23 protein-coding genes are annotated in these 26,666 nt (G+C 68.8%); 5 read left to right on the forward strand and 18 right to left on the reverse strand.

The genetic code is table 11. The features are described from left to right. Positions 1-12 precede the first annotated feature (12 nt). The 17 genes from AC3FJ6_RS13410 to AC3FJ6_RS13490 all read right to left on the reverse strand — a co-directional run bounded on the left by AC3FJ6_RS13410 (position 13) and on the right by AC3FJ6_RS13490 (position 20,009). The gene (locus AC3FJ6_RS13410; protein WP_400393007.1) at positions 13-660 is read right to left on the reverse strand and encodes a CoA transferase subunit B; all 648 of its coding nucleotides are present in this window, start codon (positions 658-660) and stop codon (positions 13-15) included. Between the two features lie 19 nt (positions 661-679). Then, positions 680-1,363, reverse strand: a complete 684-nt coding sequence (locus AC3FJ6_RS13415) for a 3-oxoacid CoA-transferase subunit A (RefSeq protein ID WP_249640962.1) — start codon at positions 1,361-1,363, stop codon at positions 680-682. A gap of 356 nt (positions 1,364-1,719) precedes the next feature. Beyond that, positions 1,720-4,773 carry an AAA family ATPase gene (locus tag AC3FJ6_RS13420; protein ID WP_488772321.1) on the reverse strand — a complete coding sequence of 1,018 codons (3,054 nt, stop codon included), beginning with the start codon at positions 4,771-4,773 and terminating at the stop codon, positions 1,720-1,722. Next, positions 4,770-5,915, reverse strand: a complete 1,146-nt coding sequence (locus AC3FJ6_RS13425) for an exonuclease SbcCD subunit D (protein WP_488772322.1) — start codon at positions 5,913-5,915, stop codon at positions 4,770-4,772. The genes AC3FJ6_RS13420 and AC3FJ6_RS13425 overlap by 4 nt, the downstream gene beginning before the upstream one ends. An 86-nt stretch (positions 5,916-6,001) precedes the next feature. Then, a complete protein-coding gene (locus tag AC3FJ6_RS13430; RefSeq protein ID WP_488772323.1) occupies positions 6,002-7,366 on the reverse strand; it encodes a sigma 54-interacting transcriptional regulator in 1,365 nt (454 codons plus the stop codon). A 13-nt stretch (positions 7,367-7,379) separates the two neighbouring features. Beyond that, the gene (locus AC3FJ6_RS13435; RefSeq protein WP_488772325.1) at positions 7,380-9,128 is read right to left on the reverse strand and encodes a TadG family pilus assembly protein; all 1,749 of its coding nucleotides are present in this window, start codon (positions 9,126-9,128) and stop codon (positions 7,380-7,382) included. Positions 9,129-9,138: 10 nt separating this feature from the next. Continuing rightward, a complete protein-coding gene (locus AC3FJ6_RS13440; RefSeq protein WP_488772326.1) occupies positions 9,139-9,474 on the reverse strand; it encodes a DUF3613 domain-containing protein in 336 nt (111 codons plus the stop codon). After that, complete coding sequence (locus AC3FJ6_RS13445; protein ID WP_488772327.1) at positions 9,471-10,319, reverse strand: tetratricopeptide repeat protein; 849 nt, start codon at positions 10,317-10,319, stop codon at positions 9,471-9,473. The genes AC3FJ6_RS13440 and AC3FJ6_RS13445 overlap by 4 nt, the downstream gene beginning before the upstream one ends. Beyond that, positions 10,316-11,446 (reverse strand): type II secretion system F family protein, encoded by a 1,131-nt coding sequence (locus tag AC3FJ6_RS13450; protein ID WP_488772386.1) that lies wholly within the window; start codon positions 11,444-11,446, stop codon positions 10,316-10,318. Before AC3FJ6_RS13450 ends, AC3FJ6_RS13445 begins: the two co-directional genes overlap by 4 nt. A gap of 18 nt (positions 11,447-11,464) precedes the next feature. Further along, complete coding sequence (locus tag AC3FJ6_RS13455; RefSeq protein WP_488772387.1) at positions 11,465-12,391, reverse strand: type II secretion system F family protein; 927 nt, start codon at positions 12,389-12,391, stop codon at positions 11,465-11,467. Then, positions 12,384-13,700: a TadA family conjugal transfer-associated ATPase gene (locus AC3FJ6_RS13460; protein WP_488772328.1), complete on the reverse strand. Its 1,317-nt coding sequence runs from the start codon at positions 13,698-13,700 to the stop codon at positions 12,384-12,386. Before AC3FJ6_RS13460 ends, AC3FJ6_RS13455 begins: the two co-directional genes overlap by 8 nt. Before the next feature lies 1 nt (position 13,701). Continuing rightward, positions 13,702-14,934 (reverse strand): pilus assembly protein, encoded by a 1,233-nt coding sequence (locus tag AC3FJ6_RS13465; RefSeq protein ID WP_488772329.1) that lies wholly within the window; start codon positions 14,932-14,934, stop codon positions 13,702-13,704. A gap of 27 nt (positions 14,935-14,961) precedes the next feature. Continuing rightward, positions 14,962-16,302 carry a type II and III secretion system protein family protein gene (locus tag AC3FJ6_RS13470; protein ID WP_488772388.1) on the reverse strand — a complete coding sequence of 447 codons (1,341 nt, stop codon included), beginning with the start codon at positions 16,300-16,302 and terminating at the stop codon, positions 14,962-14,964. A 94-nt stretch (positions 16,303-16,396) separates the two neighbouring features. Next, complete coding sequence (gene cpaB, locus AC3FJ6_RS13475; RefSeq protein ID WP_488772330.1) at positions 16,397-17,371, reverse strand: Flp pilus assembly protein CpaB; 975 nt, start codon at positions 17,369-17,371, stop codon at positions 16,397-16,399. Positions 17,372-17,377: 6 nt separating this feature from the next. Then, on the reverse strand, positions 17,378-17,839 hold the full coding sequence (locus AC3FJ6_RS13480) for a TadE/TadG family type IV pilus assembly protein (protein ID WP_487522479.1): 462 nt from the start codon (positions 17,837-17,839) through the stop codon (positions 17,378-17,380). Positions 17,840-18,211: 372 nt separating this feature from the next. Next, positions 18,212-18,403 (reverse strand): Flp family type IVb pilin, encoded by a 192-nt coding sequence (locus tag AC3FJ6_RS13485; protein ID WP_488772331.1) that lies wholly within the window; start codon positions 18,401-18,403, stop codon positions 18,212-18,214. 433 nt (positions 18,404-18,836) lie between these two features. Beyond that, on the reverse strand, positions 18,837-20,009 hold the full coding sequence (locus AC3FJ6_RS13490; protein WP_488772332.1) for a collagen-like triple helix repeat-containing protein: 1,173 nt from the start codon (positions 20,007-20,009) through the stop codon (positions 18,837-18,839). Between the two features lie 650 nt (positions 20,010-20,659). Between AC3FJ6_RS13490 and AC3FJ6_RS13495 the strand changes: the two genes are divergently transcribed. Then, a complete protein-coding gene (locus AC3FJ6_RS13495) occupies positions 20,660-22,093 on the forward strand; it encodes a collagen-like triple helix repeat-containing protein (protein ID WP_488772333.1) in 1,434 nt (477 codons plus the stop codon). Between the two features lie 135 nt (positions 22,094-22,228). After that, positions 22,229-23,905, forward strand: coding sequence for a ShlB/FhaC/HecB family hemolysin secretion/activation protein (locus AC3FJ6_RS13500; RefSeq protein WP_488772334.1), 1,677 nt, complete (start codon positions 22,229-22,231; stop codon positions 23,903-23,905). Between the two features lie 31 nt (positions 23,906-23,936). Here the strand turns inward: AC3FJ6_RS13500 and AC3FJ6_RS13505 are convergent, their stop codons facing one another. Beyond that, the gene (locus AC3FJ6_RS13505) at positions 23,937-24,143 is read right to left on the reverse strand and encodes a dodecin (RefSeq protein ID WP_029050801.1); all 207 of its coding nucleotides are present in this window, start codon (positions 24,141-24,143) and stop codon (positions 23,937-23,939) included. 218 nt (positions 24,144-24,361) lie between these two features. Between AC3FJ6_RS13505 and AC3FJ6_RS13510 the strand changes: the two genes are divergently transcribed. The 3 genes from AC3FJ6_RS13510 (at position 24,362) to AC3FJ6_RS13520 (ending at position 26,641) form a co-directional block, all read left to right on the forward strand. After that, complete coding sequence (locus AC3FJ6_RS13510) at positions 24,362-24,958, forward strand: phospholipase D family nuclease (protein ID WP_488772335.1); 597 nt, start codon at positions 24,362-24,364, stop codon at positions 24,956-24,958. Positions 24,959-25,265: 307 nt separating this feature from the next. Continuing rightward, a complete protein-coding gene (locus AC3FJ6_RS13515; protein ID WP_488772336.1) occupies positions 25,266-25,685 on the forward strand; it encodes a hypothetical protein in 420 nt (139 codons plus the stop codon). A gap of 239 nt (positions 25,686-25,924) precedes the next feature. Beyond that, positions 25,925-26,641: a dienelactone hydrolase family protein gene (locus tag AC3FJ6_RS13520; protein ID WP_488772337.1), complete on the forward strand. Its 717-nt coding sequence runs from the start codon at positions 25,925-25,927 to the stop codon at positions 26,639-26,641. The last annotated feature ends 25 nt before the right edge of the window (positions 26,642-26,666 follow it).

The raw sequence follows: 26,666 nt of genomic DNA on the forward strand, positions 1-26,666 counted from the left end.
TGGGGTGGTGGATCAGGCGGCTTGGGCCTGCTTCAGGGGCACGCCGGTCAGACGTTGCAGTTCGTCAAACGACAGGCCTTCCGCGAGGTCGCGTGCAACCAGGCCGTCCGGCGTCACGTCGAGCGTGGCCAGATCCGTGTAGATGCGCGTCACGCAGCCGATGCCGGTCAGCGGATACGTGCATTCCGGCACGATCTTGCTCTCGCCCTGCTTGGTCAGGTGCTCCATCATCACGAATACCTGCTTGGCGCCGATGGCCAGGTCCATCGCACCGCCCACGGCGGGAATGGCGCCGGGGGCACCGGTATGCCAGTTGGCCAGGTCGCCCTTTTCGGACACCTGGAAGCCGCCCAGCACACAGTAGTCGAGATGGCCGCCGCGCATCATCGCGAACGAATCGGCGTGGTGGAAGTACGAACCACCGGCCTTGATCGTCACCGGCTGCTTGCCGGCGTTGATCAGGTCGCCGTCTTCTTCACCGGCAGCCGGGGCGGGGCCCATGCCCAGCAGGCCGTTTTCGCTGTGCAGCAGGATTTCCTTGTCGGCCGGCAGATGGTTGCCAACCAGGGTGGGCAGGCCGATGCCGAGGTTCACCACGGCACCGTCCGGAATGTCTTTGGCCACGCGGGCGGCCATCTGATCGCGGGTCAGGCGTTGCATGTTCTTTCTCCTTCTACGCTCAGGCGGCCTGGGCAGCCGAGCCGCCCACCTTGACCACACGCTTGACGAACAGGCCCGGCGTGACGATGTGCTCGGGGTTCATGTCGCCCAGTTCGACGACGTGGCTGACCTGCACGATCGCGCACTTGGCAGCCATGGCCATGATCGGGCCGAAGTTGCGTGCGGTCTTGCGGTAGGTCAGGTTGCCCCAGCGGTCTGCCGTGTCGGCCTTGATCAGCGCGAAGTCGGCGTGGATCGGCTTTTCGAACACATAACCCTGGCCGTCGATGATGCGCGTTTCCTTGCCTTCGGCCAGCGGCGTGCCGTAGGCCGTGCGCGTGAAGAAACCGCCGATGCCGGCACCGGCTGCGCGGATGCGCTCGGCCAGATTGCCCTGGGGCACCAGTTCCAGTTCGATCTCGCCCGCATGGAACAGCGAATCGAACACATACGAATCCACCTGCCGCGGGAACGAGCAAATGATCTTGCGCACGCGCTTGGTCTTCAGCAGTGCCGCCAGGCCCGTGTCGCCATTGCCGGCGTTGTTGTTGACGATGGTCAGGTCACGCGCCCCCTGGGCGATTACGGCGTCGATCAGTTCCGCCGGCATGCCAGCCAGGCCAAAGCCGCCGATCAGGATCGTGGCGCCGTCGTGGATGCCGGCCACTGCCGCTTCCACCGAGTCATATAGCTTGTTGATCACTTGCGTTCCAGTACGGAAGGGTCCGGCATCGCGCCGGGACCGGCCGCAAGAGGGGCGGCACGCAAAGATGTCTCCGGCAGACTGCTCGGACGGGCGTCCCATGCGCCGAGGCCGTGCTCGGCACGGCGACGACATCGGGACAGGGTCCACAATCTTGCAGTTGTCTTGATGAGCCGTCTTGCGGCGGCTTCGGTGATGGTCGGCGGATCGGGGGTGCAGCGACGTTCGCTATACGAACCCCAATTCGCAGAATGAACAAAGGTTACACCCGGCGTCAAAACAGGGTCAATAAGGGTCTGCGCGTGGCGGGCGATAATCGGTCACCGCCCGGCGCCCGCAGCGCACGCCGCGTGCACTCACGGCAAGCGCAGCACCGCCTGGCTGCCGTTCGCGCCGGGGCGTACCTCGAGCCGCACATCGATCCGCTCGCGCAACTCTGCCACGTGCGAGATGATGCCGACCAGCCGGCCGGCCTGCTGAAGATCGAGCAGCGTGCGGATGGCGAAGTCCAGGCTTTCCGGATCAAGCGTGCCGAACCCTTCGTCCACGAACAGCGTGTCGAGCTGGATGCCGCCGGCACGCGACTGCACCACGTCGGCCAGCCCCAGCGCCAAGGATAGCGACGCCAGAAAGCCCTCGCCACCCGAAAGCGTGCTGGCCGGCCGGGTGGTGCCGGTATCGTGGTCGAACACTTCCAGGTCCAGCCCGCCGGCCATGCGCTGGTCCCCCTGCTCGCGCACGCGCTGCAGCGCGTAGCGGCCGCGGCTCATGCGCAGCAAGCGCAGCGACGCCGCCTCCAGCACCTCGTCGAGCAGCGTGGCCAGGACAAAGCGTTGGAACGTCATGCGGCGCGGATTGTTGCCATTGGCCACTTCCGACAGGCGGCCCAGCACCGCATAGCGCGTTTCCACCTCGCGCCCTTCGGCGGCCAGCGATTCCACCTGACCCTTGCATTGCAGCAGCGTGTCGCGCGACGCGGCCACTTCGCTGCGCTCGCGGATGGCGGCTTCGAGCCTCACGGCCGCCTGGTCGCGCGTGGCCAGCAGCGCGGGCATGTCGGGGACCTGCAGCGCCTGGGCGATGGCGGCGGTGCGGGCATGCCATTCGGCTGCACGGGCCAGCTCGACATCGAACGCACGGATCGCATCGTCCAGCGCCGACATGTCGTCGGCGGACAGGCACGCGGCAGCGTAAGCGTCTTCATGGTCGAAGGCGGCCGCACGCATGGCGTCGGCCAGTGCCGCCTCGCGCTCGGTGACGCGGGCGTCTGCCTGGGTGACGTTGTCCCGCGCGGACGCCAGCGCCGCCGCCGTGGCGGCCTGCAGCGCGACGGCGTCGCGCTCGGCGCCCTGTGCGGCCTGCAATGCGGCTTCGAGCGCGCCGGCTTCGCGCCGGGCAGCCTCGAGCGCGGCCGTCATCGTATCGGGGTCGCGCGAATCCTCGGGCACCTGTTCGCAGGCGGCCTGCCATTCGCCATCCAGCCGCGCGTGTTCCTGCGCGGCGGTGCGGGCAGCCGTGTCGGCAGCCTGGGCCAACACTTCGGCGGCTTCGACGGCCTTGCGGGCCTGTGCTGCCTGCGCCGCCAGCGCCTCGGCGCGCTTGCCTGCCTGTTCGGCCTGGCGGGCAGCCTCGGCCAGCGCGGCGATCTCGGCATCGAGCGCGCTGGCGCCCGCCGCGGAAACATCGCCAGCGGCCTCGATCAGGTCCGCCAGCCGCGCCTGCCATTGCGCGGCGCTGGCGCCCGCCCGCTGGTGCGCGGTGCTGGCCTCGGCCAGCGCATCCTCGGCCTTCTGCAACACCAGCCGCGCGGCATCGAGATCGTCGTCGGTCACCAGCGCCAGCGTCTGTTGCGCCAGTGCCGGATGATCCTTGCCGCCGCACACCGGGCACGGCTCGCCGCGCCGGACGCTGGCGGCCAGGCGCGCGGCCTGCCCGTGGCGCCAGTCCACCTCGGCCTGGCGCATGGCCACGCGCGCCGCATCGCGGGCTTCGGTGGCTGCGCGCTGCTGCGCCTCGCTGGACGCCAGTGCCGCGCGCAGCGGCCCAAGCTCGGCCTCGATCTGGCGGCATTTCGCAATGCGGGCGGCCCGCTCGCGGGCCTGTTCGAGCCGCAGCTGCAGCGCCTGCTGCCCCGCCGCGCCCGCGCGCGCCTGTTCGGCATCGGCCTCCAGCGCCTTGAGCGCCCTGGCGGCGGCCTGAAAAGCGTCGATCTTCGCCGCGCACGCCGACTGCGCCATGGCCAGCGTGGTGCCGGCCTGTGCCACGGCATTGCGCTGCACCTCCAGCCTGCGAGCGTGCGGCAGCAGGTGTTCGAGCCGGGTCACCGTGCGTTGCGCGGCGGCCCGGGCCTCCTGGCGCGACAGTTCGGCGCGCAGCGCACGGGCGGCAGTTTCCGCCGCCTGCGCGGCCCGCGTGGCCGATGTCTCGGCTTGCGCCTGGGCCGCGCGCACCCTGGCCTGATCCTGCCGGGCTGCCTGCAGTTGCTGCACCGCCGGCGTGACCTGCGCGGCGCGGCGCGCCGCCTGCAGCCGCGCGCGATCGCCGTCCACGGCCGCCACCTTCGCATTCAGCATGGCATGCGCGCCCTCGGCTTCGCGCCAGGCCTTGATCTGGGTATGTTCAAGCTCGCCCTTGCGCAGCGACGCCTGCGCAGCCTCGCTGTCGGCGCGCGCGACGTCCTCGCGGCGCAGCAGTTCGGCCAGCGTGACCTGCAGCGCGTCGATGCGATCGGTCAGGGCGTCGATCGACGCCAGCGCGTGCTGGTCCAGCAACGTCTTGCGGCGCACGGCAATCTGCTCGGCCTCGCGCCGGATGCTGGCGGCCTGCTCCTTGAGCTGTTCTTCCACGCGGCGATACAGCTCGGTATGGAACAGCCGCTCCAGAATGCCCTGGCGCGCTCGCGAATCGGCGGTCAGCAGCTCGCGAAAGCGGCCCTGCGGCAGCACGATGACCTGGCGGAACTGCGCACTGTCGAAGCCCAGCAGATCGCGCACGGCGTCGCTGACGCGGCCCGGCTGGCTGGCGTGGCTCTTCCAGGCGCCGTCGAGCATCACGTCCAGCTGCGCCTTGGCGGCTTCCTTGACGAGACCGCCTGCCGCGCGCTGGCTGGGGCGGTCCTGCGTGGGCGAGCGCGACACGCGGTAGCGCATCGCCCCCAGGCCGAATTCCAGCGTGACTTCGGTGCGCAGCGCGGGGTCGGCATTGGCGCTGCGCATGTCCTGCGCGCTGCGCTCGCCGCCCGACGTATCGCCGTAGAGCGCAAAGCAGATGGCATCGAGCAGCGTGGTCTTGCCCGCGCCCGTGGGTCCGTGGATCAGGAAGAACGCCTGCTCGCCGAGCCGTGTGAAATCGATGGTCTCGGTGGCGGCAAACGGACCGAAAGCCTGCAACCTCAGGTACAGCGGTTTCATGCCGATTCCCTTTCCGAAGCCTCCATACCGGCCAGTAGATGGTCCAGCGCACGGCGTTGCTCGCCGTCCAGGTCCGCGTCGGCCACTTCGCGGAAGAAATTCGCAAACAGACTGCCGGTGTCCAGTTCGCGCATGCGCCGGCCCGCCTCGCCGGCCTGCCCGCTGCGTGCCAGGATGGCCCGCTCGATCGCCAGCGCGTTCGGATACGCCTCGCGCAGGCGCGCCATCGGGTCCAGCAGCGCGCCGGTATCGGTCAGCACCGCATAGACGTAGTCGTCCCGGCGCGCGTCCGCCAGGCCCGCCTCCACCAGCGCGGCCAGTTCGCCGGTCAGGATGCGCAGGTCGCGGCGCGGCTGCAAGGCGATGGGCTCGATGCGCACGGCGCCTTTATCGTCCAGTTCGACCAGCGACACGGTCTTGTGGTGATCGGCTTCCGACAGCGAATACTTGAGCAGCGACCCGGCGTAATGAATCCGCTCGCCGATGGTCTGCGGCCGGTGCAGGTGGCCCAGCGCCACGAAGTCGAAGCCGTGGAACAGGTCCGCCCCCACCGCCCCGCTGCCGCCCACCGACAGCGGCCGTTCCGATTCACTGACCGCACCGCCCACCACGAATGCGTGTCCCACCGCCACGGCGCGCACGCCGGCCGGATGGCTGGCCCGGATCGCGTCGAGTTGCGCCCCCAGCGCCGCCTCGTGCGATGACAGCCCGACACCGAGCGCGTCGCGCACCACCGCAGGCTCCGCATACGGCAGCGCGTAGATCCGCACCTCGCCATGGGCGTCGCGCAGCGACACGCAGGCGGCTTCCGGCCCCGTGCGGCCCGCCACATGCAGGCCGCGCGCGGCCAGCAGACGCGCGCCGAAATCCAGCCGCTGCGCGCTGTCGTGGTTGCCCGCGATCATCACCACCGGCACATCGGCTTCCACCACGATGCGCGCCAGCACGTCGTCCAGCAGCGCCACGGCCTCGGGCGGCGGCACCGCGCGATCGTAGACGTCGCCGGCAATCAGCACGGCATCGGGCCGCACCTCGCGCACCAGCGCCACTAACTGGTCGAGCACGTGCGCCTGGTCTTCCAACAGGCTGCGGGCATGGAAGAGCCGACCGAGATGCCAGTCGGCGGTGTGGAGAAAACGCAATTGGGGTCCTTCGGCGCGGTGGCGCGTAATGCACGGCCTTGCCGTGCGGTCCCGCATCATAACGTCCCGATGCCGGCAGCCGGCCTTCAGACCGGCTCCGCCTCGCTGTCGGCGATCTGGAACTTGCGCATCTTCTCCCACAGCACCTTGCGGCTGATGCCCAGGCAGGCAGCCGTATCCTGTCGCCGCCAGCCGTTGGCGTCGAGCGCGGCGATGATGCGGCGGCGCTCCTCGACATCGGCGCGCGGATCGCCCCGCTCGGAACCATCGAACGCACCCGGACGCAGCCCCCGGAACAGCGGCCGTATGCGGTCCTCGTCCCAGCCGCCATACTGCCGCGCGGTAATGCCCACGCGCTCGGCCAGGTTGCGCAGCTCGCGCACGTTACCGACGAAGAACGCCGTGCCCACGGCCCCCTTGAGCCAGTCGGGCATGGGCGGCAGCGCATCGTAGGCGGCCGCGCCCATCATGTGGCGCAGGAACGATTGCAGCAGGCCCACCTTGTCGCCGGGGCCGCGATCCTCCAGGCTCGGGATACGCAACTCGATTACCGCCAGCCGGAAATACAGGTCGGCGCGGAAGCGGCCCTCGCGCACCGCCTCGCGCAGGTCCTTGTTGGTGGCCGCCACGAGCCGGAAATCGAGCTTCACGGCCATGGTCGATCCCAGCCGCGTCAGCGCGTTTTCCTCCAGCACGCGCAGCAGCTTGACCTGCTGGAACAGGGGGAGGTCGCCGATCTCGTCCAGGAACAGCGTGCCGCCGGTGGCCTGTTCGAAAAACCCCCGGTGCGCGAACATGGCGCCGGTGAAGGCGCCCTTGGCATGGCCGAAGAACTGCGACTCGAACAGCCCGTCCGGAATCGCCCCGCAGTTCACGGCGACGAACGGCCCCTTGCCATACTGGCTGTTGCGCTCGTGGAACAGCCGTGCGATGCGCTCCTTGCCCGCGCCGGTCTCGCCGTACAGCATCACGTTGCTGTCGAAGTTGGCGAACGTCTCCACCTGTTCCAGCAACTCCTGCATGGCCGGCGATCCGGCCACCAGGTCGGCCACGTCGGGACGCGCCTCGCCGGCGGCCAGCAGCTGCGGCATCAGCTTGACGATCTGGTTGCGCAGGTCGCCGCCATTGAAGTCGTGCGGCAGGATGTACGCGTACTCGGGCGGAAAGCGGCCCGGATCGGTCTCGCGGTCCGGCGCGCCCACCCAGATCACCGGCATGCCGTGGGCGGCTTCCCAGTCCAGCGTGAACTTGGCCGAGCCGATCGCCGATGCGCTGATCACGGCAATGCACGGCTTCACGCGCGCCTCGTTCGGCAGCGCGTCCAGCGCCCCGGCACGAATCACCTCGGTCCCCAGCGGCGTCAGGAATCGCGCCACGCGGTCGGCAATGTCGTACTGGCCTTCCCACACATAGACTTCGAGGCTCTCGTAGGCCCAACGCTCTGCTTTCATGATGGCTCAGGATTCAATACACAAGTTCGGCGTTGTTGCAGTCCACGCTGTTCAGCCGGACGTTGGCGTTGGCGATATCGATGCCCAGCGTGGCCAGCAGCCAGCCTGCCACCCCGTCGATCAACGGCCCCAGCGGATCAATCAGCGGCGTGAGCAGATCCCCCGGGGCGATGCTCGGCACCTTGAGGCCCAGCACATCCAGGGAAAGAACAGGATTGAGATTCCGCAGGAGATCGCCGACGGTGCGACTCACCGGCGCGGCCGCCGACGTGGAGGCATTGGCGCCAGGGTGCAGCACCAGATCCGTGCCGGGGGCGGTCGATGCCGTTTGCAGGGTCGGGTGGGCGATCAGGTCTGCCTGGGCCAAGCTGCCCGGAATCAGCGGCAACGGCAGCGTCACGACACTGACGGTGCCCAGCCGCAGTTGGCTGGACGACGTGCATTGCAGCTTGTTTTCGGTCAGGCATGCCACCATCAGGCTTGGGTCTACCCTGATGGTGGCGGTCCGCTGGTCTGGCGTGGCGGCGCACTGCAAGGCGGTCAGGTCCGCCTTGGCCTGCGCAACCTTGAGCAGCAGCGGCAGGTCGACGCTGGCTGATACCAGCGGCGGCAAGCCAATATTGGCATGCACGGCCAGGTTGACGCCCAGCTGCGCGGTGGACGCCGTCGTCTTCCAGCTGCCGTCGGGCAGTTGCTTCGCCGGGCCCACCGCCACCTTGGGCGGATCGATAATGGTCAGCGATGCCGTGGCAGTGGCGCTGCCCACCGGTTGCAACGGCACGTTCAGATTCGGAATGTTGAGCGCCACCGCGCTGCTGCCGCGCGCCACATAGGCGGCGGTGGTCAGCAGCGATGCCACGTTCAGACCCACTTCGGCCGCCGACGACGCGGCGGGCGTGAGCACGCCGAGATCCAGCAACCGCGCCAGCGTCAGATTGGTGCCGAGCCCGTTCAGGCCGAGCTGCGTCTCGGGGCTGCCCAGCGCCGCACCCAGCAGCGCCTGCCGCCCGGCCGCATTGAGTACCAGCGCGTAGAACTCGCGGATCGACAGCGTGGTGTTCAGCAGCGCATCGACCGTTCCCACGCCAAGCTGGAGCCTCAGCTGCTCCAGCGTGACGTTGGCATTGACCAGTCCGTTCCAGTCGGCCACCGAAAGATTCACCGTATTGCCCAGCAGCAGGCCCAGCACGCCGCTTGCCGAGTTCAGGTTCAACAATCCGCTGCCCAGCGAAAACGACGCCACCGGCGGGCTGGCCGCCGCGATCGCCTCGGCATGCAGCTGGCGCGACGTGCCGCCGGGCAGCACGAACAGCAGCGGCACCGTCAGCGTGCCCTGCACCCGCACAGCATTGGGCGATAGCGCCGCCGCATCGTAGGCGGCGTTGAAGTGCCGCACGGTATCTCCGCTCACGGCATCGGCCGGGTCCCACACGCCCAGGCACGTGCGCATGCGGTCGGCAGCGTCGGCCGCCGCGCTGGCACAGTCCGCGCCCACCGCACCGCGATAGCCGTTCTGGCTGGCCGCTGCCGTCACGGACGCCATCACGTTGGCCGTGGTGGTCGGCAGGTCATCGGCACGCTTGAGCTGCTGGGCGCCCGACAGCGCCGCCAGGTCCACCGCCTTCTGCAACTGCCGCTGGCTGTAGAACACGAAGCCGACATCGATCGACACCAGGGCGCCGATGGCCACGGTGGCGATCAGGACGGCGGCCATCAGGCTGATGGCGCCGCGCTGTCGATAAAGACCGGCCCGATGCTGCATGGCGGTGTCGCTATTGCCCGTTCATCGGCTGGCTGCCCGCGCCGCCGCGCAGCGGGCTGCCGGTGGAAATCGTCGAGAAGAACTCGGGCAGCGGATGGGTGAAGCTGCGCATGTAGCGCGCGTACCCCAGCGCGGCCTGGTCGCCGGTCAACGGTTGCTGCGGACCGGCCTGCGATCCGCTGCGCTGGATATCGAGCAGGCTGCGCGTGGTGTCGCCCACCGCCGCGTCGTTGGGACGCAACTCGGCGGCCGCTGTCGGTTGCTGGGCCATGGCCGGCGCGGCGGCCACCAGCGCGGCGAGCGCCGCCATCCGGGCCAGGCGCGGTGCAAACGGGGAAAGGATCACGGTCTGGCTCCTGCGTTGAGCGCCACGGCCTGCGCGGCAGCCGGGTTCGCATTGGGGTCCGGCATGGGGTTCGCGGCGGCATTCGGATGGGCGTTGCCGCGTGGCGCCGCCTTGTCGCGCAACTGCGCGGCGCGGGTCACGCGGTCCGCTTCCTTGCGGATGGCGGCGCGCGTGGGGTCCGGCATCGCGGCACGCTGCATCATCGCGGTGGCCTCGCTGCGCTTGCCGGTGGCCAGCATCCACACCACGGCATTGCTGATGACCCGCGGATTGTTGGCGTCCAGTTCCAGCGCCTGCATCACCGGCACGCGCGCATCCTGCAGCGCGCCAGCACGCATCAGCGCATAGCCCAGGTCGTTGGCCACCTGCGCGTTGACCGGCTCGAGCACCGCCGCCTGGCGCAGTTCCACGGCGGCGCGCATGAAATCGCCCTGCCGGCCCAGCACCAGGCCGATGCCGTGGCGTGCGCGGGCGGCGCGATCGGTGTTCAGCAGGTCGCGATAGGCCTGCAGCGCTGCGTCGTCCTGGCCGGTCTCGCGCAGCGCATCGGCGCGCAGCACCTGCAGCGCGGTGCTGCTGCCGTACTTCTGCTGGTACGCGTCGATATGGGCCAGCGAGGCGTAGTACATGCCTTCCTGCTGCATCTTGCCGATCAGGCCCAGGTAGACGTTCTGGTCGTTGTACTCGGCGCGTGCGGCCTTGTCCTGCAGCCGGGCCAGTTCGATCTGCGCATCGGCCTGCCGTGCCATGGCCTCGGCGCTGTTGGGTGTGCTGGCGCAGCCGCCCAGCAACGCCGTGGCCACCGCTAACGAGCCTGCCAGCAGCGGGCGGGATAGTCTTGTCATCCATGTCCTCCGTTCATGCGGGCCAGCATCCGGATCACGCCCAGGAAGCCGGGGCCCGCCGTCAGGATCAGCAGCACCGGCAGCAGGCTGACCACCATCACGCCGGTCATCTTCACGGTCAGCCGGCCGATCTTGTCCTTCATGCGCGCCTTGCGGGCCACCTGCAGCCGCTCGCCAAACTGGCGCAGCGGCTCCTGCACCGCGCCGCCGTGCTTGTCCACCTGCGTCAACAGCGTGATCAGGCTCTTCAGGTCTTCGTCGTCGAACAGCTTGCCGATGCGCTGTAGCGTCTGATCCCGCGAGCGCCCCGACGCAAACTGCTGATTCGCACGCTGCAGCTCGGGCCCCAGCACGCGCAGCATCGCGCCGAATTCGGTGACGATGACCTGCAGGCTCTGGTCGATCGACAGGCCCACGCCCTGCAGCAGCCGCAGCATGTCGATCAGCACCGGCAGTTCCTCGGCCACTTCGCGCTGGCGGTTGCCCGCCCAGCGGCGCAATGCGAGCTTCGGCAGCAGGTACGCCGTCGCGAATGTGGCGAACGCCCAGGCCAATGCGTGCACCGTCGGCCCGTCGATCCGCCAGAGCAGGACGGCGCCCGCCAGCGCGGCAGGCACCAGCACCCGCAGGCCGCCGAATACGGCGCGCGGCTGCAGGCCATAAAAGCCGCACTGCTCCAGCAGCAACTGTTCCTCGGCGGCGACCACCGCACGGCCCAGGCGCGATTCGAGCCACGACTGGTTGAAACGGTCGCCGAACGCCGCGCCGAGCCTTGCGCCAAGCGTGGCGGGCGCCGGTCTGGCTGCCGCGGCTGGCCGCGCAGACGCTTGCCCCAGCGCGGCGGCGGCCGCTGCCGCGCGCGCCGACATCTGCGGCGCGGCGGAAGCTGCAGCGGCCGATGTGGGGGCCATCGCCTGTGCGGCAGCCCCGGCTGCCTGCGCCTGGCCCGGTGCGGCCTCGCCCTGCGCGGCGGCTACACCGTGCGTGGCCTGCCGCTGCAGCGCGGCGTCGATGGTCCGTGCGGCCTCGCGCCGCTGCCGCCATTGCCGCAGCAGCGGCCAGGCCAGTACCAGGAGCGCCATCGCGGCCGCAGCCAGGCTCGCGGAGATCAGGGTGGTGGTGTCGATCTGCATGGCCAACGGCTCCTAGATCGACTTTGCCAGCCGGTACAGCATCAGGATGCCGGCCACTTCGAGCCCGGCGGCGCCGAGCAGCATGATGCGGCCGGTGGGGTCCTTCCACATCATCATGATGTAGCCGGCGTTCATCATGAACAGCCCGCCCGCCACCACCAGCGGCAACAGGCCCAGCACCCAGGCGGACAGGCGCGTCTCGGCCGACAGCGCCATCAGCTCGCGCTGCGCTTCCTCGCGGTCGCGCATGAAGGTGGCGGTACGCTCCATCACCACGTCGGCACGCCCGCCATATCGCTGCGACAGCCGCAGTACCGACGACACGATGACCAGCTCGTCCAGGTCATAGGCGCGGCCCATCTGCATCACGGCCTGGTCCAGTTCCTTGCCGGCCCGCTGCAGGTGGATGGCCTGCACCAGGCATTGGCGCAGCGGCGGTTCGGTATTGGCCACCGAATTCTGGAACGCGGCCGGCACGCTGCTGCCGATCGTCATCAGGCGCACCACGCCATCGAGGAAGCCCGGCAGCTGGCGCAGCATCTTGCCCTTGAGCCGGCTGATGCGCAGCCACAGCACGAAGGCCGCCGTCGCCACGGCAACCACCAGCATCGCCACCAGGCCGATGGCACCGCCGGCCGACGCGCCCGCCACGACCAGGCTCAGCATGGGCACGCCCCAGCGCAGGTATGTGCCGCGCGTCGGCGCCATGTCGGCGCGGCGCAGCAGGTCGGCCCAGCGCCGGCGCAGGTCGCGCACCGCGCCGTGCGGCTCCGGTTCCGTGGCCGAGGCGTAGCGGGCACGCACCTGTTCGGTCTGCGCGGCCAGGTGGGCGCGAGCGCGCTCGGCGTTGGCCCGGCCCCGGGCCGTTGCCAGCATCAGCAGGCCCAGCCCCAGCAGCACCAGGGCAAACGTGGCGATGAACAGGCTGGCGCTAGAGATCAAAGCGGTCGTCCAGGGCAAAGCTGGCCGGACGCATGCGCGCCAGCTTGGGCGAATGGGGCAGGATGCCAAGCGAATGCCAGCGGTCGGTCTCGGTGCCGTCGGCGTTGATCACGGGCTCGTGGCGGTACAGCTCCTGCGTGGAAATGATGTTGTCGCCCAGCCCGGTGACCTCGGTGACCGACAGGATGCGCCGGCGTCCGCTGGACAGCCGCCCGATCTGCACGATGAAGTCGACGGCATTGGCAATCTGGCGGCGCAGGCTCACCTCGCTGCCCTGGAAGCCGGCAAAGCCGGCCAGCATTTCGAGCCGGTACAGGCATTCGCGCGGGCTGCTGGCGTGGATGGTGCCCATCGACCCGTCATGGCCGGTACTCATGGCCTGCAGCATTTCCAGCACCTCGCCGCCACGCACTTCGCCCACGATGATGCGGTCGGGGCGCATGCGCAGGCTGTTGCGCAGCAGGTCGCGGATGGTGACTGTGCCCGTTCCCTCGAAGCCGCCGGGACGGCTTTCCAGCCGTACCACGTGCGGATGGTTCAGCGCCAGTTCGGCGGTGTCCTCGATCGTGATCACGCGCTCGCCCGCCGGCATGAACGTGGCCAGCGCATTGAGCAGCGACGTCTTGCCCGAACTTGTGCCGCCGCTCACCAGGATGTTGCAGCGCGCCCGCACCGCCGCTTCCAGCAGCTCCGTGATCTCGGGGCTCATGGTGCCCAGCGCCTGCAGGTCAGCCGGCGTCAGCGGGTCCTTGCGGAATTTGCGGATCGATACCACGGGGCCCGCCAGCGCCAGCGGCGGGATGATGACGTTGATGCGGCCCCCGTCCGGCAGGCGGGCGTCGACCATCGGGTTCGATTCGTCCAGGCGCCGGCCGATCGGCGCCAGGATGCGTCGCACGATGCGCAGCAGGTGGCCGTTGTCGGCAAAGCGCACGGGTATCCGCTCCAGGACGCCGTGCCGCGACACGTAGACGTCGAGATGCCCGTTCACGAGGATGTCTTCCACGGCCACGTCGTGCAGCAGGTCCTCGATCGGGCCAAAGCCGGCCAGTTCCTTGGTCAGCGCCTCGGAAATCTGATGCAGCTCGGCCTCGTTGATCGGAATGCGGCGCAGGCGCGTGAAGCTTTCCAGCTCCAGATCGACAAACCGCTGGATGGCGGTGCGCGTCCAGCGGCCAAACTCCGCCCCGAGTTCCTCGATCCGCGTCAGCAGATGCTCGTGCGCGGCTTCCTTGATCTTGTGGAATTCCTGGGAAACAGGAAACGGGGCGGCGGCGTTGTCCGAGAATTCGATGGCTTCGGTCATGTCAGTTCCCCGCCCGTGCGACGCGCGCAACACGCAACGCCTCGGGCAGCTTCTCCTTGATCCGGGCCAGGATGCCGCGCTCGGAAGCCTGTTCCGTGCGGTAGCCCAGCCGTTCCATGAGCGCACCCACGGCGCGCACGTAGGGGTCGGCCGGTGCGGCCTCGGCCAGCACCGCGCCGCGATTGGCGGCCTGCACCAGCGCCGCGCGCCGGTCGGGCAGCGTATCGACCGTTGCCACGCCGATGCGCTCGGCGATCTGCGCCGCATCCACGCCCAGTTCGGGATCGAAGCGCGACACCATCAGATGCAGGTCGGGGCGGTCGATCTCGCGCTTCTTCAGCTCGTGCAGCAGTTCCGCGGCCGAGACGATGGCACCCACGCTCTGCTCGGCCACCATCACCACGGCATCGGCGGCCTTGACGATCTGCGACATGAACTCGGCATTCGAAAATCCGCCCAGATCGATCACCTGGAGGTCGAAAAACGCACGCAGGCGGTCCAGCAGCGCCAGCGCCTCGGAAAACGACACATCGCGCAGTTCGGCCAGCGCGGCCGGCAGCGGCAGCACCGACACCCCGCTGACATGCCGTGCCAGCGCGGTATCGACGAACACCTGGTCAAAGCGGCGCAGGTTGCGCACGGCCTCGACGAAATGGAATTCGGGCGCGATGTTCATGTAGAGCGCGCCGTCGCGCACGGGCAGCCCCAGGTCCAGCAGCAGCACCTCGGCCGGCGGGCCAGCCCCTTCGCGGTGGCGCACGCTCGCGGCCAGGTTCACGGCCAGCGTGCTCACGCCGACACCGGGCCTGGCCCCCAGCAGCGCCACGATCTTGCCGTGCCGGTGCGTGGGCGTCACGGGCCGCACCTGGGCGCGGGGCACCATCAGCCGCCGCACGGCGTCGGTGGCCTGTGCCGGCGCACCGCGCAGGTCGATGAAGTCGCGCACGCCGGCGCGCAGTGCGGCCAGCATCGCTTCCGGTTCGCCGGCATTGCCGATGGCCACCAGCGGCAGTTGCGGAAACAGCCGCGCCACCTGTTCGGCCAGCCGGGCCGAGGCCTCGGCATGCGGCGCGCCGAAGTCAAGGAAGACCAGCCCGGGACGCACGGCGCCGACCTGCTCGATGAAGGCTTCCTGTGCCCCGTCTTCGGCCACCAGCGTGCCGGCGCCGCCCAGCGCCTGGTCCAGCCACTGGCGCAGGGTCTCGCGCCGGGTGTTCAGCAGGAAGGCATCCATCCTCGTCACTCGCTCCATCTGCCGCCGCTACCGCGAAAAACCCGGCAGGGTCGGATCTGCGTACTCGCCCAGCACGAAGCGCCCCCAGACATTGGGGCTGGCGCTCGTGCGGCCGTCATTGGCCACGTTCGCCGCGGCCTGGGAATCCCGCGCTAGCGGTTTCACCAGGCGCGGCGTGACCACGATCATCAGTTCGCGGTCCTCCTGGTGGAAGTTCAGGTTCTTGAAGAAGCTGCCGATGATCGGCAGGTCCCCCAGGAACGGCACCTTGCTCACGTTGCTGACCGTGTTGCGGCTGACCAGCCCGCCAATCACGAAGCTTTCGCCGTCGCCCAGTTCCACCGTGGTATCGGCGCGCCGCGTGACAATGGCCGGCACCGACGCCCCATTGATGCTGATGCCGCGCGACGGATCGAGATCGCTGGCCTCGGGCGCCACCTTCAGCGCGATGCGCGACTTCGACATCACCGTCGGCGACACCGTCAGGCCGATACCGAATGGCTTGAACTGGATCGTCGTGGTGCCCAGCGCCTGCGGCACCGGGATGGGGATCTCGCCGCCCGCCAGGAAGCTCGCGCTCTGGCCCGACAGCGTCACCAGGCTTGGCTCGGCCAGCACCCTGACCAGGCCATTGCTTTCCAGCAGGCTCAGGTTGGCGAAGATGCCCTCCTTGGCCCAGGCCGCCACCAGGTTGAACGCGCTGCTCATCGGCAACGCGCTTTCGAAAGACGGCGACGGGCCGATCGTGGCCTTTGTCAGCGACGTCGGGCTGAACTGCCCGAACGTGAAGCCGCCGCTGCTCTTGACGAAATTGAGCCCGACCTCCTTCAGCACGGTCTTGCTGATCTCCACCACCTTCACATCGACTTGCACCGTGTTCGACACCGGCACCACCGAGCGGTCGATCACCACGCCGCCCTTGCCGTCCGCCCCGCCGACCGCCGCCCGCGCCGCCTGCTGCGTGCGCGCGGCGGTGGCGGCGTCGTGCGATTCGCCCCGGATGGTGGCGCCAGCGGCGGACAGGTCCACCTGAGCGCCGTCGGCATCCGGGGCCACCGCGTCCACCTGCACGCTGTAGGTCACCGGCGCCGCGTTCCGGCTCCAGACCATCATGTCGGTCACGCCCGGCTGTTTCGCCACCACCAGCACGGTGGGCGCGCCATGGCGCTGCTTGAGCAGCAGTGCATCGGCCACGGCGGGGTTGCCCACGGCCACGCGCTCCAGCGCCTGTCCCGGCCTGATCTCCTGCTGGGCGCCGGCCATCAGGCGCAACGTGCGCGCGGCGGGCGGCGGTCCGGCGTCCTGCGCCATGGCCGGATGCATCGCCCCGGCCAGCACGGCCGCCATCGAGACGGCGGCCGTCATCATCGCGGCCCATCCGCGGTGGATACGATCGGCGTCGATCTGGCGCGCGCGCGCCCGTTCACGGTCTGTCGTCAATGTGGGCATGCCGTGTCGTCCGCTATTCGATCGCTCGCTTGCCGGCGCGGATCACTTCCACGCCGTTGTTGTTGTCGGGGGTTTCGCGTCGTGGCGCCGAGGCTGTCAGTGATGCCATCGGCTGCGCGGTTGCGCGCATGGACGGTGCGGGGGCCAGCGTGCGCGGCGCGGTGTTGCCCGCATGCGCCTGGCCGACCAGTCCGGCCAGGCTCATGCCGGCCGCGGCCTTGTCCACGGGCGCGCGTTCGGCTTCCGGCGGCACGCCGGCGCGGGCCTGCAGCACGGTGGGCGGTTCGGCGAACATGCCGTCGCTGGGCATCGATGCATCCGACGGATTGCGCAGCGCCAGCACCAGCCGGCCGGCCTGTTGCGCCATGGCCAGCTTGCCGACCTGATCCACCGGCACGGATAGCACGGCCGTCTTCGCGCCGTCGCGGCGGGCCATCATCTGTTCGCCCTGCACCTGGCGTGAATCGTTGACACTGCCATTGCCGTACGCCAGCACGCGCAGGCGCGACAGCAGCAGGCGCGTCTGGCTTTCGGCAATCTCCTGGTTGTCGCGGCGCAGGATCACGAACACATCGACAAAGTCGCCGGGCTGCACCTGATGGCCCACGCCGACCGCCTCGTCCACCGACACGGCCAGCGCACGGTCGCCCTCCGGAATCTGCCGCGCCAGCCCGGACAGCAGTTGTCCTTCCAGCACCGGCACGTTGCTGCCCAGGTTCACCACCGGCACCTGCCCGACCACGCGGGCCGCGTCCTGGTAGGCGCCGGCCGGCTCGATTGGCAGCTGCATGACCGCGAGCGCGTCGGCGGTCAGGGGCTTGCCGGCTTCCACGGCTCGCGTGGTGACCACCACGGCATGGGTCGGGGCGGTGCGCGCAGCAGGGATCGGCACCGCCTGCTGGCGTGCCACCTGCCACGCCAGCAGCGCGAGCAGTCCGGCCAGTATCAGCAGGACGGTGGCCAGGATTCGAATCTGTTTGCTGCTCATGTGTCCTCAGGTATCGGGAGAGAGCTGGACCACCGCGACGCCGGTCAGCGATGCGGGCACTGGCACGAACGGCACCACCGGGAGGAACGTTTGCGTGGGGAGATCGAGCGTGACCTGCACGCACTGGGTGCCGGGCGGCGCGCTGCAGGCCACGGCCTGGGCCAGGGAGCCTGCCGCGAATCGGTTGGCGATATTGGGGGGCAGCGTGCTGCGCGCGGCCAGGTCGGCGGCGATGACCCGCTGGGCGAGCGTGGTCGCCAGCGTGCCGCCGTTCGCGGTGAGCGGATAACGCAAGGCAGCCCGCGCACCTTCCTCGGCGGCGAGCGTCAGGACTTGCTGCAGGGCCAGCACCATGCCGTAGTAGACGATGCCAAGCACTACCGCAAACAGCAGCGGAAACACTATCGCGAACTCGATTGCGGCCACTCCGCCTGCGCGGCGCCGGTTCGCGTTCCCCCGTAATGCCATGCTTCACCCGGTTTTTTTTCAACTTGCCTGCATTGGCGACACACGACACCGCGCGGCGGGCACCGGCATGGCTGCGCGGTGCCCGCTGCGGCGTGCCCGACCGGGCTGTGCCGTACTACGTTACGCGACTTGGAACCACTCTTACCGTTCTAGCCCGGCCGTCCATATGCCTACCTGCGGCCAGTGCCTACCGCTACCACTTGTGCCACTGCGTTGCCGACGGGCGTGCAGACGCCCGCCGCGGCTGGCATGGCTGCCAGCACGGTGCTCTGGTAAATGGTGTGGAGACGTCAGGTCAGCACGAAAGACGCCATGCGGGATGCACGGACGCCGCTTATGCTTTCCGGATGGTCAGGCGGATGTGTCGGCAGGTCAGGTGCCGTTGTTCTTCGCGAACATGGTGGTGACCCGGGTGGCAAGGCCGCTGAAGCCGTCGCTGATCCCTGTGCCGAGGGCCTGTGCGCCCACGACGATGCCTAAAGCAATCAGGCCCACGATCAGGCCATATTCGATGGCAGTGGCGCCGCGTTGGGTCTTGCGATGACGCGCCAGATTCTTTTGCATGATGTTCACTCCCGAAAGTGCGTAACCCCTGCATGGATCCCCAGCAATACGCTCCTGACCCCGATCCGACTGCCATCTGTATGAACTGCGACTGTGGCTTTATTGTGCTTTTTGCGCTGGTGGATACATTTATAAGACAGGCTTTGTTTCAACCATACCCCCCATTCGGGCTAATGGTTGTCCCAGCTTAAAGTGGGACAGACGTTTGAAACAATGCGGCCGCCTTCCTCCATCGGGAGGAAATCATTCGAATTGTTAAAGAGCGCGCAACAAATGAAGCGTGCCGTGCGGCGCCCTGCACGCAGTCATGCAGGGCGGCCTCACGGCACGAAATAAAAGGATGCGCCGCGCGGGGTAAGGACGACAGCGCACCGTAAATTAGCCGGGGCGGTTGACAGGGAAAATCCCGACGTCTTCCGCGTTGTATTTCAGATCAATGGTGCGTCAGCCCGCCAAGCAGGCCGGTGACGGGTGCCAGCGGACTGCTGCCGCTGGACGAGCCGGCGCCGCTGGCCGCGCTGGTCAGTCCGCCGGTGACCGTGCCCAGCAGTCCGGTGACCGGCGCCAGCGGATTGCTGCCGCCCGAGCCCCCACCTGCCGCGCCACCTGCCGCACCCCCCACCGTGCCGAGCAGGCCGGTCACGGGCGCCAGGGGATTGGTGCCCGATGTGCCGCCGGCAGCCGCGTTCAGGGGCAGGTTGTTCAGCAGGCCACCCAGCGGATTGCCGCCGGCGCTGCCATTGCCGTTGAGCAGCACGCCTGCCACCGCCACGGTCTTGCCCGCTTCGTTGACGACGCCGCCGAGCGGCGACACCACCGGCGTGTTGGTGTTGGCGATCATGCTGCCCGCCGTGGCCACCGTGTTGCCGACCTGGGTCAGCAGGTTATCGACCGGCACACCCAGCCCCGTGGCCGCGCCTACGGTCTGCGTGGCGTTGGTCAACTGCGTGGTCAGCGGCACGATGGCCTTGCTGGTGCTGTCCGTCAGTTGCGCGACCGGCCCGGTTGACAGCGCGTCGCCCAGCTTGCCGCCGAGGCTCATCACCCCTGCCCCCACGGTCTGCACCACGCCGCCGGCGGGATTGGTCACGGGCGCCAGCGGCGACAACTGGTCGCTACCCAGCGCCTTGACGAGGCTGCCCGTGCTGACCACCGTGGCGCCGGCCTGCGTCACGACATTGCCGGTGTTGGCAACGGTCACGCCCACCGGGTTGTCCACCGCGCCAATCTGGCCCAGGCCATCGCGCACCCCCGCGCCGAGCGTGGCAACGGTCTCGCCGGTCTGGATCACCACATCGCCGGTCGCGTTCTTCGCCGTAGCGGGTACCAGCGGCACGCTGGTGTCCTTGATCTGCTGGCCGATCTGGCTCACCGCGTTGCCGGTGGATACCACGGTGTTGCCCGCGCCTTCCACCACCTTGCCCGTGGGCGTGGTTTCGGCGGTGGGCTGCGGATTCGTCGTTCCCGGATTGGTCGGCGGGGACGGCGTGCGCGGATTGGCACCGCCGCTGGAACCGCCCGAGGCGCAGCCGGCCAGCAACGTCACCGCTGCGGCACAGGCAATCGCCATCACGTTGAGAGGGCGCGTCTGCTTGATTGCATGCATGTCCAAATCTCCTGAGTTTGTTCTTTGCGAGTCCGCTGTCTTCATGTCCGCGCTGCGCACGCGCTTCGCCGCGACCCGGTCGGCGATCTGGTTCGTCTGGCGTGGCTGCGGACCGATAGCGCAAACGGTGTGCCAGCCTCAATCGCATGTTCGATACGGGCGCTGGATGCGGGGGACTGCAGGGCTGGAACCCGTTGTGGCGCAAGGCTTTCGGGGATGCGGGCCGGCCACTTCGACCGCCGCCGGATACGTCGTGCCGGACGGCGTGGTGGTGTTACGTGCTACGTAACGTGTTCCCGGCGGGCGTTACGCCGGACGGCCCCGGACGCGGGGCCAGGACAGGCGCTGTGGCACGGCCATGTCACCGCCCATGTCACGCGACGTTACGTAACGCGTAACGCCAAACACGGGCCGCGCCACCACCGCGCGCTTCATGCGCGCGTTTGATCCATTTGCCGCAAAGCCTTGCCACACGGGCGTTTGCGCACCGCACCCCCTGCTTTGGCATGGCGTGGCCGGCCATGGCCGGCGTCACTGGCACACCGCTTGCGCAATACAACGCAGCCACGGCACGTCACGCAAAAGCTCGCAACGAAGCGGCATGCGATACGTGAACCAGGGTCGGGAACATTAAAAAAAAGGAAAAGGTCATGCGCACACGCAAACATTCCGCGAAGCAACTGGTCGTGACGGCATTGCTGGGGTCCATGCTGGTGCTGGCGGGCTGCGCCAGCGGCAGCGGTTCGACGTCGATGGGCACCAGCGGCACCAGCGGCACCGGCAGCTCGGCCGGCAACGCGGCCAATACCAGCGGCACTGGCGGCACTGGCGGCACTGGCGGCACAGGCGGAACCGGTGGCACCGACGCCGCCAACAACGGTGGCACGAACAACAACGGCGGCGGCGGAAACAACAACAACGGTGGCGGTGGTGGCACCGCCGCGCTGACGCCCACCAGCGCCATCGTCAGCAACGCGGGCGGCATCGTCAATGGGGTTGGCAGCACGGTCGGCGGCGTCGGCGATGCGATCAAGGACGCGAACGTGCCCGTGGTGCCGGCGCAGACCAAGGATGGCCTGGCTGGCGTGGTCAGTTCGGTGGGCGACGCGGTCAGCGTGCTCGGCACCGGCGTGCAGTCGGGCCTGGGCAATATGCCCAACGCCAGGAATCCGGTGGGCACCACGGTGGCCAGCACCGGCGGCGTGGTCAGCGACCTGGACAACGCCGTCAGCCATGCCGGCAGCGCGGTCAGCGGCCTGGGCAGCGGCCCGCTGGCACCGCTCGCGGCCGTGACGACGCCGCTGGGCGGCGTGGTCTCGCAAGTGGGCGGTGCAGTCAACAACGTCGGCGGCCAGTTGGGGACCGCGCTGTCGAGCGGCCCCGTGGAACAGCTGACCAGCGGCGTCAGCAAGGCCATCGTGCCGCTGACTTCCACACTGACCAGCGGCACGCAGACACTGGGCGCCGCCACCGGCCTGGGCCAGCCCGTCAACAACCTGCTGGCGACCGTCGGAGGTGCGCTGGCCACGGCGGGCACACAACTGACCCATACGAATACCCCGGTCGTGTCCGGCGTGGGCGGCGTTGTCACGGGCGCCGGCACGACGGTGGCATCGCTTGGCGGCGTGGTGAACAACCCGGCCGGCGGTGCGGCGGGCAGCCCGCTGGCGCCCGTGACCGGGCTGGTCGGCGGCCTGACTGGCGGCCTCACAAGCGCCACCGGCGGCGCGTCCGGCCCGCTGGCGCCGGTTACCGGACTGGTCAGCACTGTCACCAGCGGCCTGGGCAGCGCCACCGGTGGCGGCGGCGCAAGCCCGCTTGCGCCGGTCACTGGCCTGGTCAGCGGCATCACCAACGGCGTGACGGGCGGGGCGGCCAGCACCACGGGCGGCAGCGCCAGCCCGCTGGCACCGGTTACCGGCCTGGTCGCCGGCCTGACCGGCGGCAATGCGCCGGCCAGCGGCACCCCCGCATCGGGCGGCACGGCGGCAGGCACCAAGCCCGCCAACCCGTTGGCGCCAGTCACCGGGCTGGTCGGTGGGCTGGTTGGCGGCCTGACCGGCGCAATCGGCGGCAAGCACTAGTTCCACGGGCGCATACGCGCCCGATCCAAGCAAAGCGTCACGGCCACCCATGGGCGGCGGGGAAGCGGCATCCCCTCCGTCCCGTGGCACGCGACCTCATAGCCGCAATGCAGGTTTACATCGAGGGGTAAGACCATGCGACCACGCAATCGCGTTGCCGCGCTGATGATCAGCGTCGGCGTCATCCATAGCGGCCTGGGCCACGCCGAACGCGGGCCCGTGCAGGGCGATCCCACCCAGACGCTGCCCAGCATCGCGCCAAGCAAGCCGGCGCAATCCAATGTCACCGTGCAGGTGGAACGGCCCGATTCGGCGCTGCAGAACCTGCTGGCCTCGCGGCTTACGCCCCGGCATTTCCAGATCGAGGGCGCGAAGACGCTGCCGTTCGATCAGATCGCGGCCAGGTTCAGCCCGCTGGCCAATCGCGAGATCACCGTCGCGGAACTGCTGCAGGCCGCGGAGTCGGTCACGCAGATGTACAAGGACGCCGGCTATCCGCTGTCGTTTGCCTTCGTGCCGGCGCAATCGTTCGAAAACGGCAACGTCCTGATCACCGTGGTGGAAGGCTACGTGGCCAACGTCACGGTCAAGGGCAAACCCGGTCCGGCGGAGGCGCGGCTGCGCAAGATTGCCGACCAGCTGAAGACAGACCGCCCGCTGCGCCAGGAAAGCTTCGAGCACTATGTCAACGTGCTGGCGCAGCAGCCCGGCATGCAGGTCAACGCCACGGTGCAGCCGCCCACCACCACCGATGGCGCGTGCGACATGGTGCTGGAGGTCAAGCGCAAGCCGTTCACGTTCGGTACGGGTGTCGAATGGATGTCGCCGGGCGTGCGCGCCATCGCCACGGCCACCACCAACAGCCTGACACCGCTGGGCGAGCAGTTGTCGTTCTCCACACTGTTCCCCAAGGGCCGCGACAGCGAGGAGTACTACGCCGCCACCTACGCCCAGCCGCTGGGCACCGAAGGCATGCTGGGCAAGATCACCGCGTCGCACTATCGCGGCGTGCCCGAGAACAGCACGCTGGCCCCGATCGGCTTCAACCCGCGCTACGTGAACGACTCCAAACGGCTGGGCGGCACGCTGAGCTACCCGGTCATCCTGAACAACCGCCACGCGCTGACGCTGACCGGCGGCTTCTATGCCAACAACCAGTTCGAACGCTATACGCAGGCCGTACAGCCCGGCGCAGGCCGCCAGGTGGAACTGTCGACCAGCGTGCGCGTAGCCAGCGCCGAGGCGTCATACCAGCAACGCGGCACAGGCGTGACGCGCAGCGCCACGCTGGGCGTGTACAAGGGCTTCGATGCGCTGGGCGCCGATCGCCAGAACAACTTCAACGACCTGAGCTTCTGGCGCACGCGGCTGCTGGTGTCGCAGGCCAGCGACCTGCCGATGGGCTTCGGCATGGCGCTGTCGGCGGCAGGGCAGTACAGCGGCAACCGCCTGGCGTCGAGCGAGCAGATCAGCTTTGGCGGCCGCTTCTTCGGGCTGGGCTACCCGGCCGGCGAGATCGCGGGCGACAAGGGCTGGGGCGCATCGGCCGAACTGAACCGGCTGTTCGCAGTGGATTTCACGTACCTGAAGACGCTGCAGCCGTTCCTGGCCGCCGACATGGCACGCGTGTACTCGAACAGCGTCTCGCTGTCGCACCGCACGCTGCAGTCGCTGGCCATCGGCCTGCGGTTCTCGGACCGGCGCTACTACACGATGGACGTCTCGCTGGCCCAGCCCGTGGGCGACAAGCCCACCAATGCCAGCCACCGTTCGCCGCGCATCAACCTGCTCTGGTCGTACCAGTTCGATTGAGCGGGGGCCAGCGGGTGGCGCGGCCTGCGCGTCAGGTCACGCGGAAGCCGATCTTCAGCGTGACCTGGAAGTGGCCAACCTTGCCGTCCGTCACATGGCCGCGCGTTTCGACCACTTCGAACCAGTCGATATGCTTGATGGTCTCGCCGGCCTTGGCCAGTGCATTGCGGATAGCCTGGTCGCTGCCATCGGGTGACGATCCGACGATCTCGACGAGCTTGTAGGTGTGGTCGGACATGCGAGGCTCCTTGTATTCGCGATGGATGCGGCGGCACAGCATGCCCCGCCGCGACACGATGCCTTCATCATAGGCACCAGTCGGGTCGAGTCCCAAGGCGCCGCCGCAGTTCCCCAACCCGGCCCGGATGCGTTTCCTGTTGCGAACTGGGCGCATGGCCTGTTACGCTGCCTGCCCTCGATTTCCTGTCACCTTCGCGTAACCCGATGTTTCCTTCCTTGCTCCAATGCAGGCGGCTTGCCACGGCGGGCATGCTCGGCCTGCTGGCCGTCGTGGGCACCGCCCAGGCCCGTACCACCTCGATGTTCGATCGCGCCATCGATACGCTGACCACCCCGCGCGCGCAGACCAGCCAGTTCGCCAGCGGCAGCACGTACACTCTGTGTTTCGTGCCGGACGGCCCGAGCTGCCAGGACATGATCGTCGACGCCATCCACCGCACGCGGCACAAGCTGCTGATCCAGGCTTACTCGTTCACGAGCGCGCCCATCGCCCGCGCCGTGGCCGAGGCGCACCAGCGCGGCGTGGACGTGCGTGTGATCGTCGACAAGAGCCAGGCTTCCGAGCGATATACCAGCGCCACCTTCCTGAAGAACGCGGGGATTCCCGTGGTGGTCGATACCAAACCGGCCATCGCGCACAACAAGGTGATGGTGTTCGACGACCAGGCCGTGTTCACGGGGTCGTTCAACTTCACCAAGTCGGCCCAGGAGCGTAATGCGGAGAACGGCATGCTGATCCGGGGCGACAGCGCGGTGGTCAAGGCATACAGCGACAACTGGCGCACGCGATTCGAGCAGTCGTCGGCCTATTGATCTCCGGCCGGCAAGTTACAGAATTAGAGGGGCGCCATGTGAACGGCGCCTCTCTTTGCGCGCTTCCCGCACGAATAGGGGCAGAACTGCCCGCTGTTCGCGCCACGCCCCAGACTCTTCCCGCAGCAAGATCAGTGAATCGCTGACAGACGCCCCAGGTGCAGTGGTGTGTACTTCAGGTACGTATCCCGAGGATGCGCGACAGGCCATCGTCCGGGCCTGCGTACCTGCCCTGAACCTGCCTCACGGCTGCAATACCTGCATTGGGTACCCGTCGCTCATCCCGTCAACCTGGCAGGAGGAAGCGATGCAAACGCAAAACACGACGATCACTCGACAGGTACGTGTCTGGTGCGCAATCGGCGCCGCTGCGGCGGCGTTGGGCATGGCGGGGTCCGCTCACGCGGACATGAAGACGTCGACGGCCGGCCCGTTCACCTATGTTTGTGGCGGCGTGGCTGCCGACGAACAGGCCGAAATGCGCAGCGAGGCGTCCCAGTACGACATGGGCCTGCTGTTCACGCAGGGCGGCCGCGGAGAATATCTGTCGGACGTCAACGTGAAGCTCATGCGCAATGGCCAGCAGGTGGCCGAGTTCACGGCCACGGGCCCTCGATGCCTGATCAAGGGGCCGCGCGCCGCTTATCAGGTCGTGGCCACTTATGAGGGCACATCCAAGCGCACGACGGTGAGCCCTGGAGAAAAGAATGTGCAGATGCGCTGGTAACCGGCGCGGATGAACAGTCAGTCAAGCAGTCCTGTGCCGCGCCGCTGGCGCGGCCGCCATGCCGGCTACCCCTCCCGCGGGTGCCGGCATATTTTTTTGCCGGTCGGCTACCGGCCAGCCGCGCTGCACGATTGGCGCCGCGGTGGCACACTTGGCAGTCTCTCGCCGATCCCCCGGATCGCGCGGGTCCGGCGCCCGCCCCCCGGCGCCTGCCCTGACAAACCCTGGAGTCTCCCAACATGAGCACCACGCCCAACAGCCGCTGGATCCGTATCGACACCGCCGACGGCAGCTTCGACGCCTATCTGAGCCTGCCGCCCGGCGGCAAGGCCGCCGGCAACCCCGGCATCGTGCTGGTACAGGAGATCTTTGGCGTCAACGAACACATCCGCAGCGTGGCCGACCAGTACGCGGCCGACGGCTACGTGGTGCTGGCCCCGGACGTGTTCTGGCGTTCGGCCCCACGCGTGGAGCTGGGCTACAGCGGCCCGGACCTGGAAAAGGCCATGAAACTGCGCAAGGCCGTGAACCTGGAAGACACGGTGTCGGACGTCGCCGCCACCGTCGAGGCGCTGCGCAAGGAAATTGGCGAAGGCGGCAAGGTGGCCGCGGTAGGCTATTGCTTCGGCGGCCTGGTGTCGTACATGGCCGCGGCGCGCGGACTGGTGGATGCGGCGGTGCCCTACTATGGCGGCGGCATCCAGAACAACCTGCAGGAGGCAGCGGCCCTCAACGTGCCGGTGCAGTTCCACTACGGCGCGCTGGATGCCCATATCAAGCCCGACGATGTGGAGAACGTACGACAGGCCGTGGCCGGCAAGCGAGGCACCGAGGTCTTTGTCTACGACCAGGCGGACCACGGCTTCAACTGCTGGGCGCGCGCGTCGTACCACCAGCGTTCGGCCGCGCTGGCGCATGGCCGCGCGCTGACCTTCCTGGCCAACGCGCTCTCGTAACCGGCCAGACAGTCGAAGACATGCC

The organism is Cupriavidus sp. 94F1 (assembly GCF_057798875.1).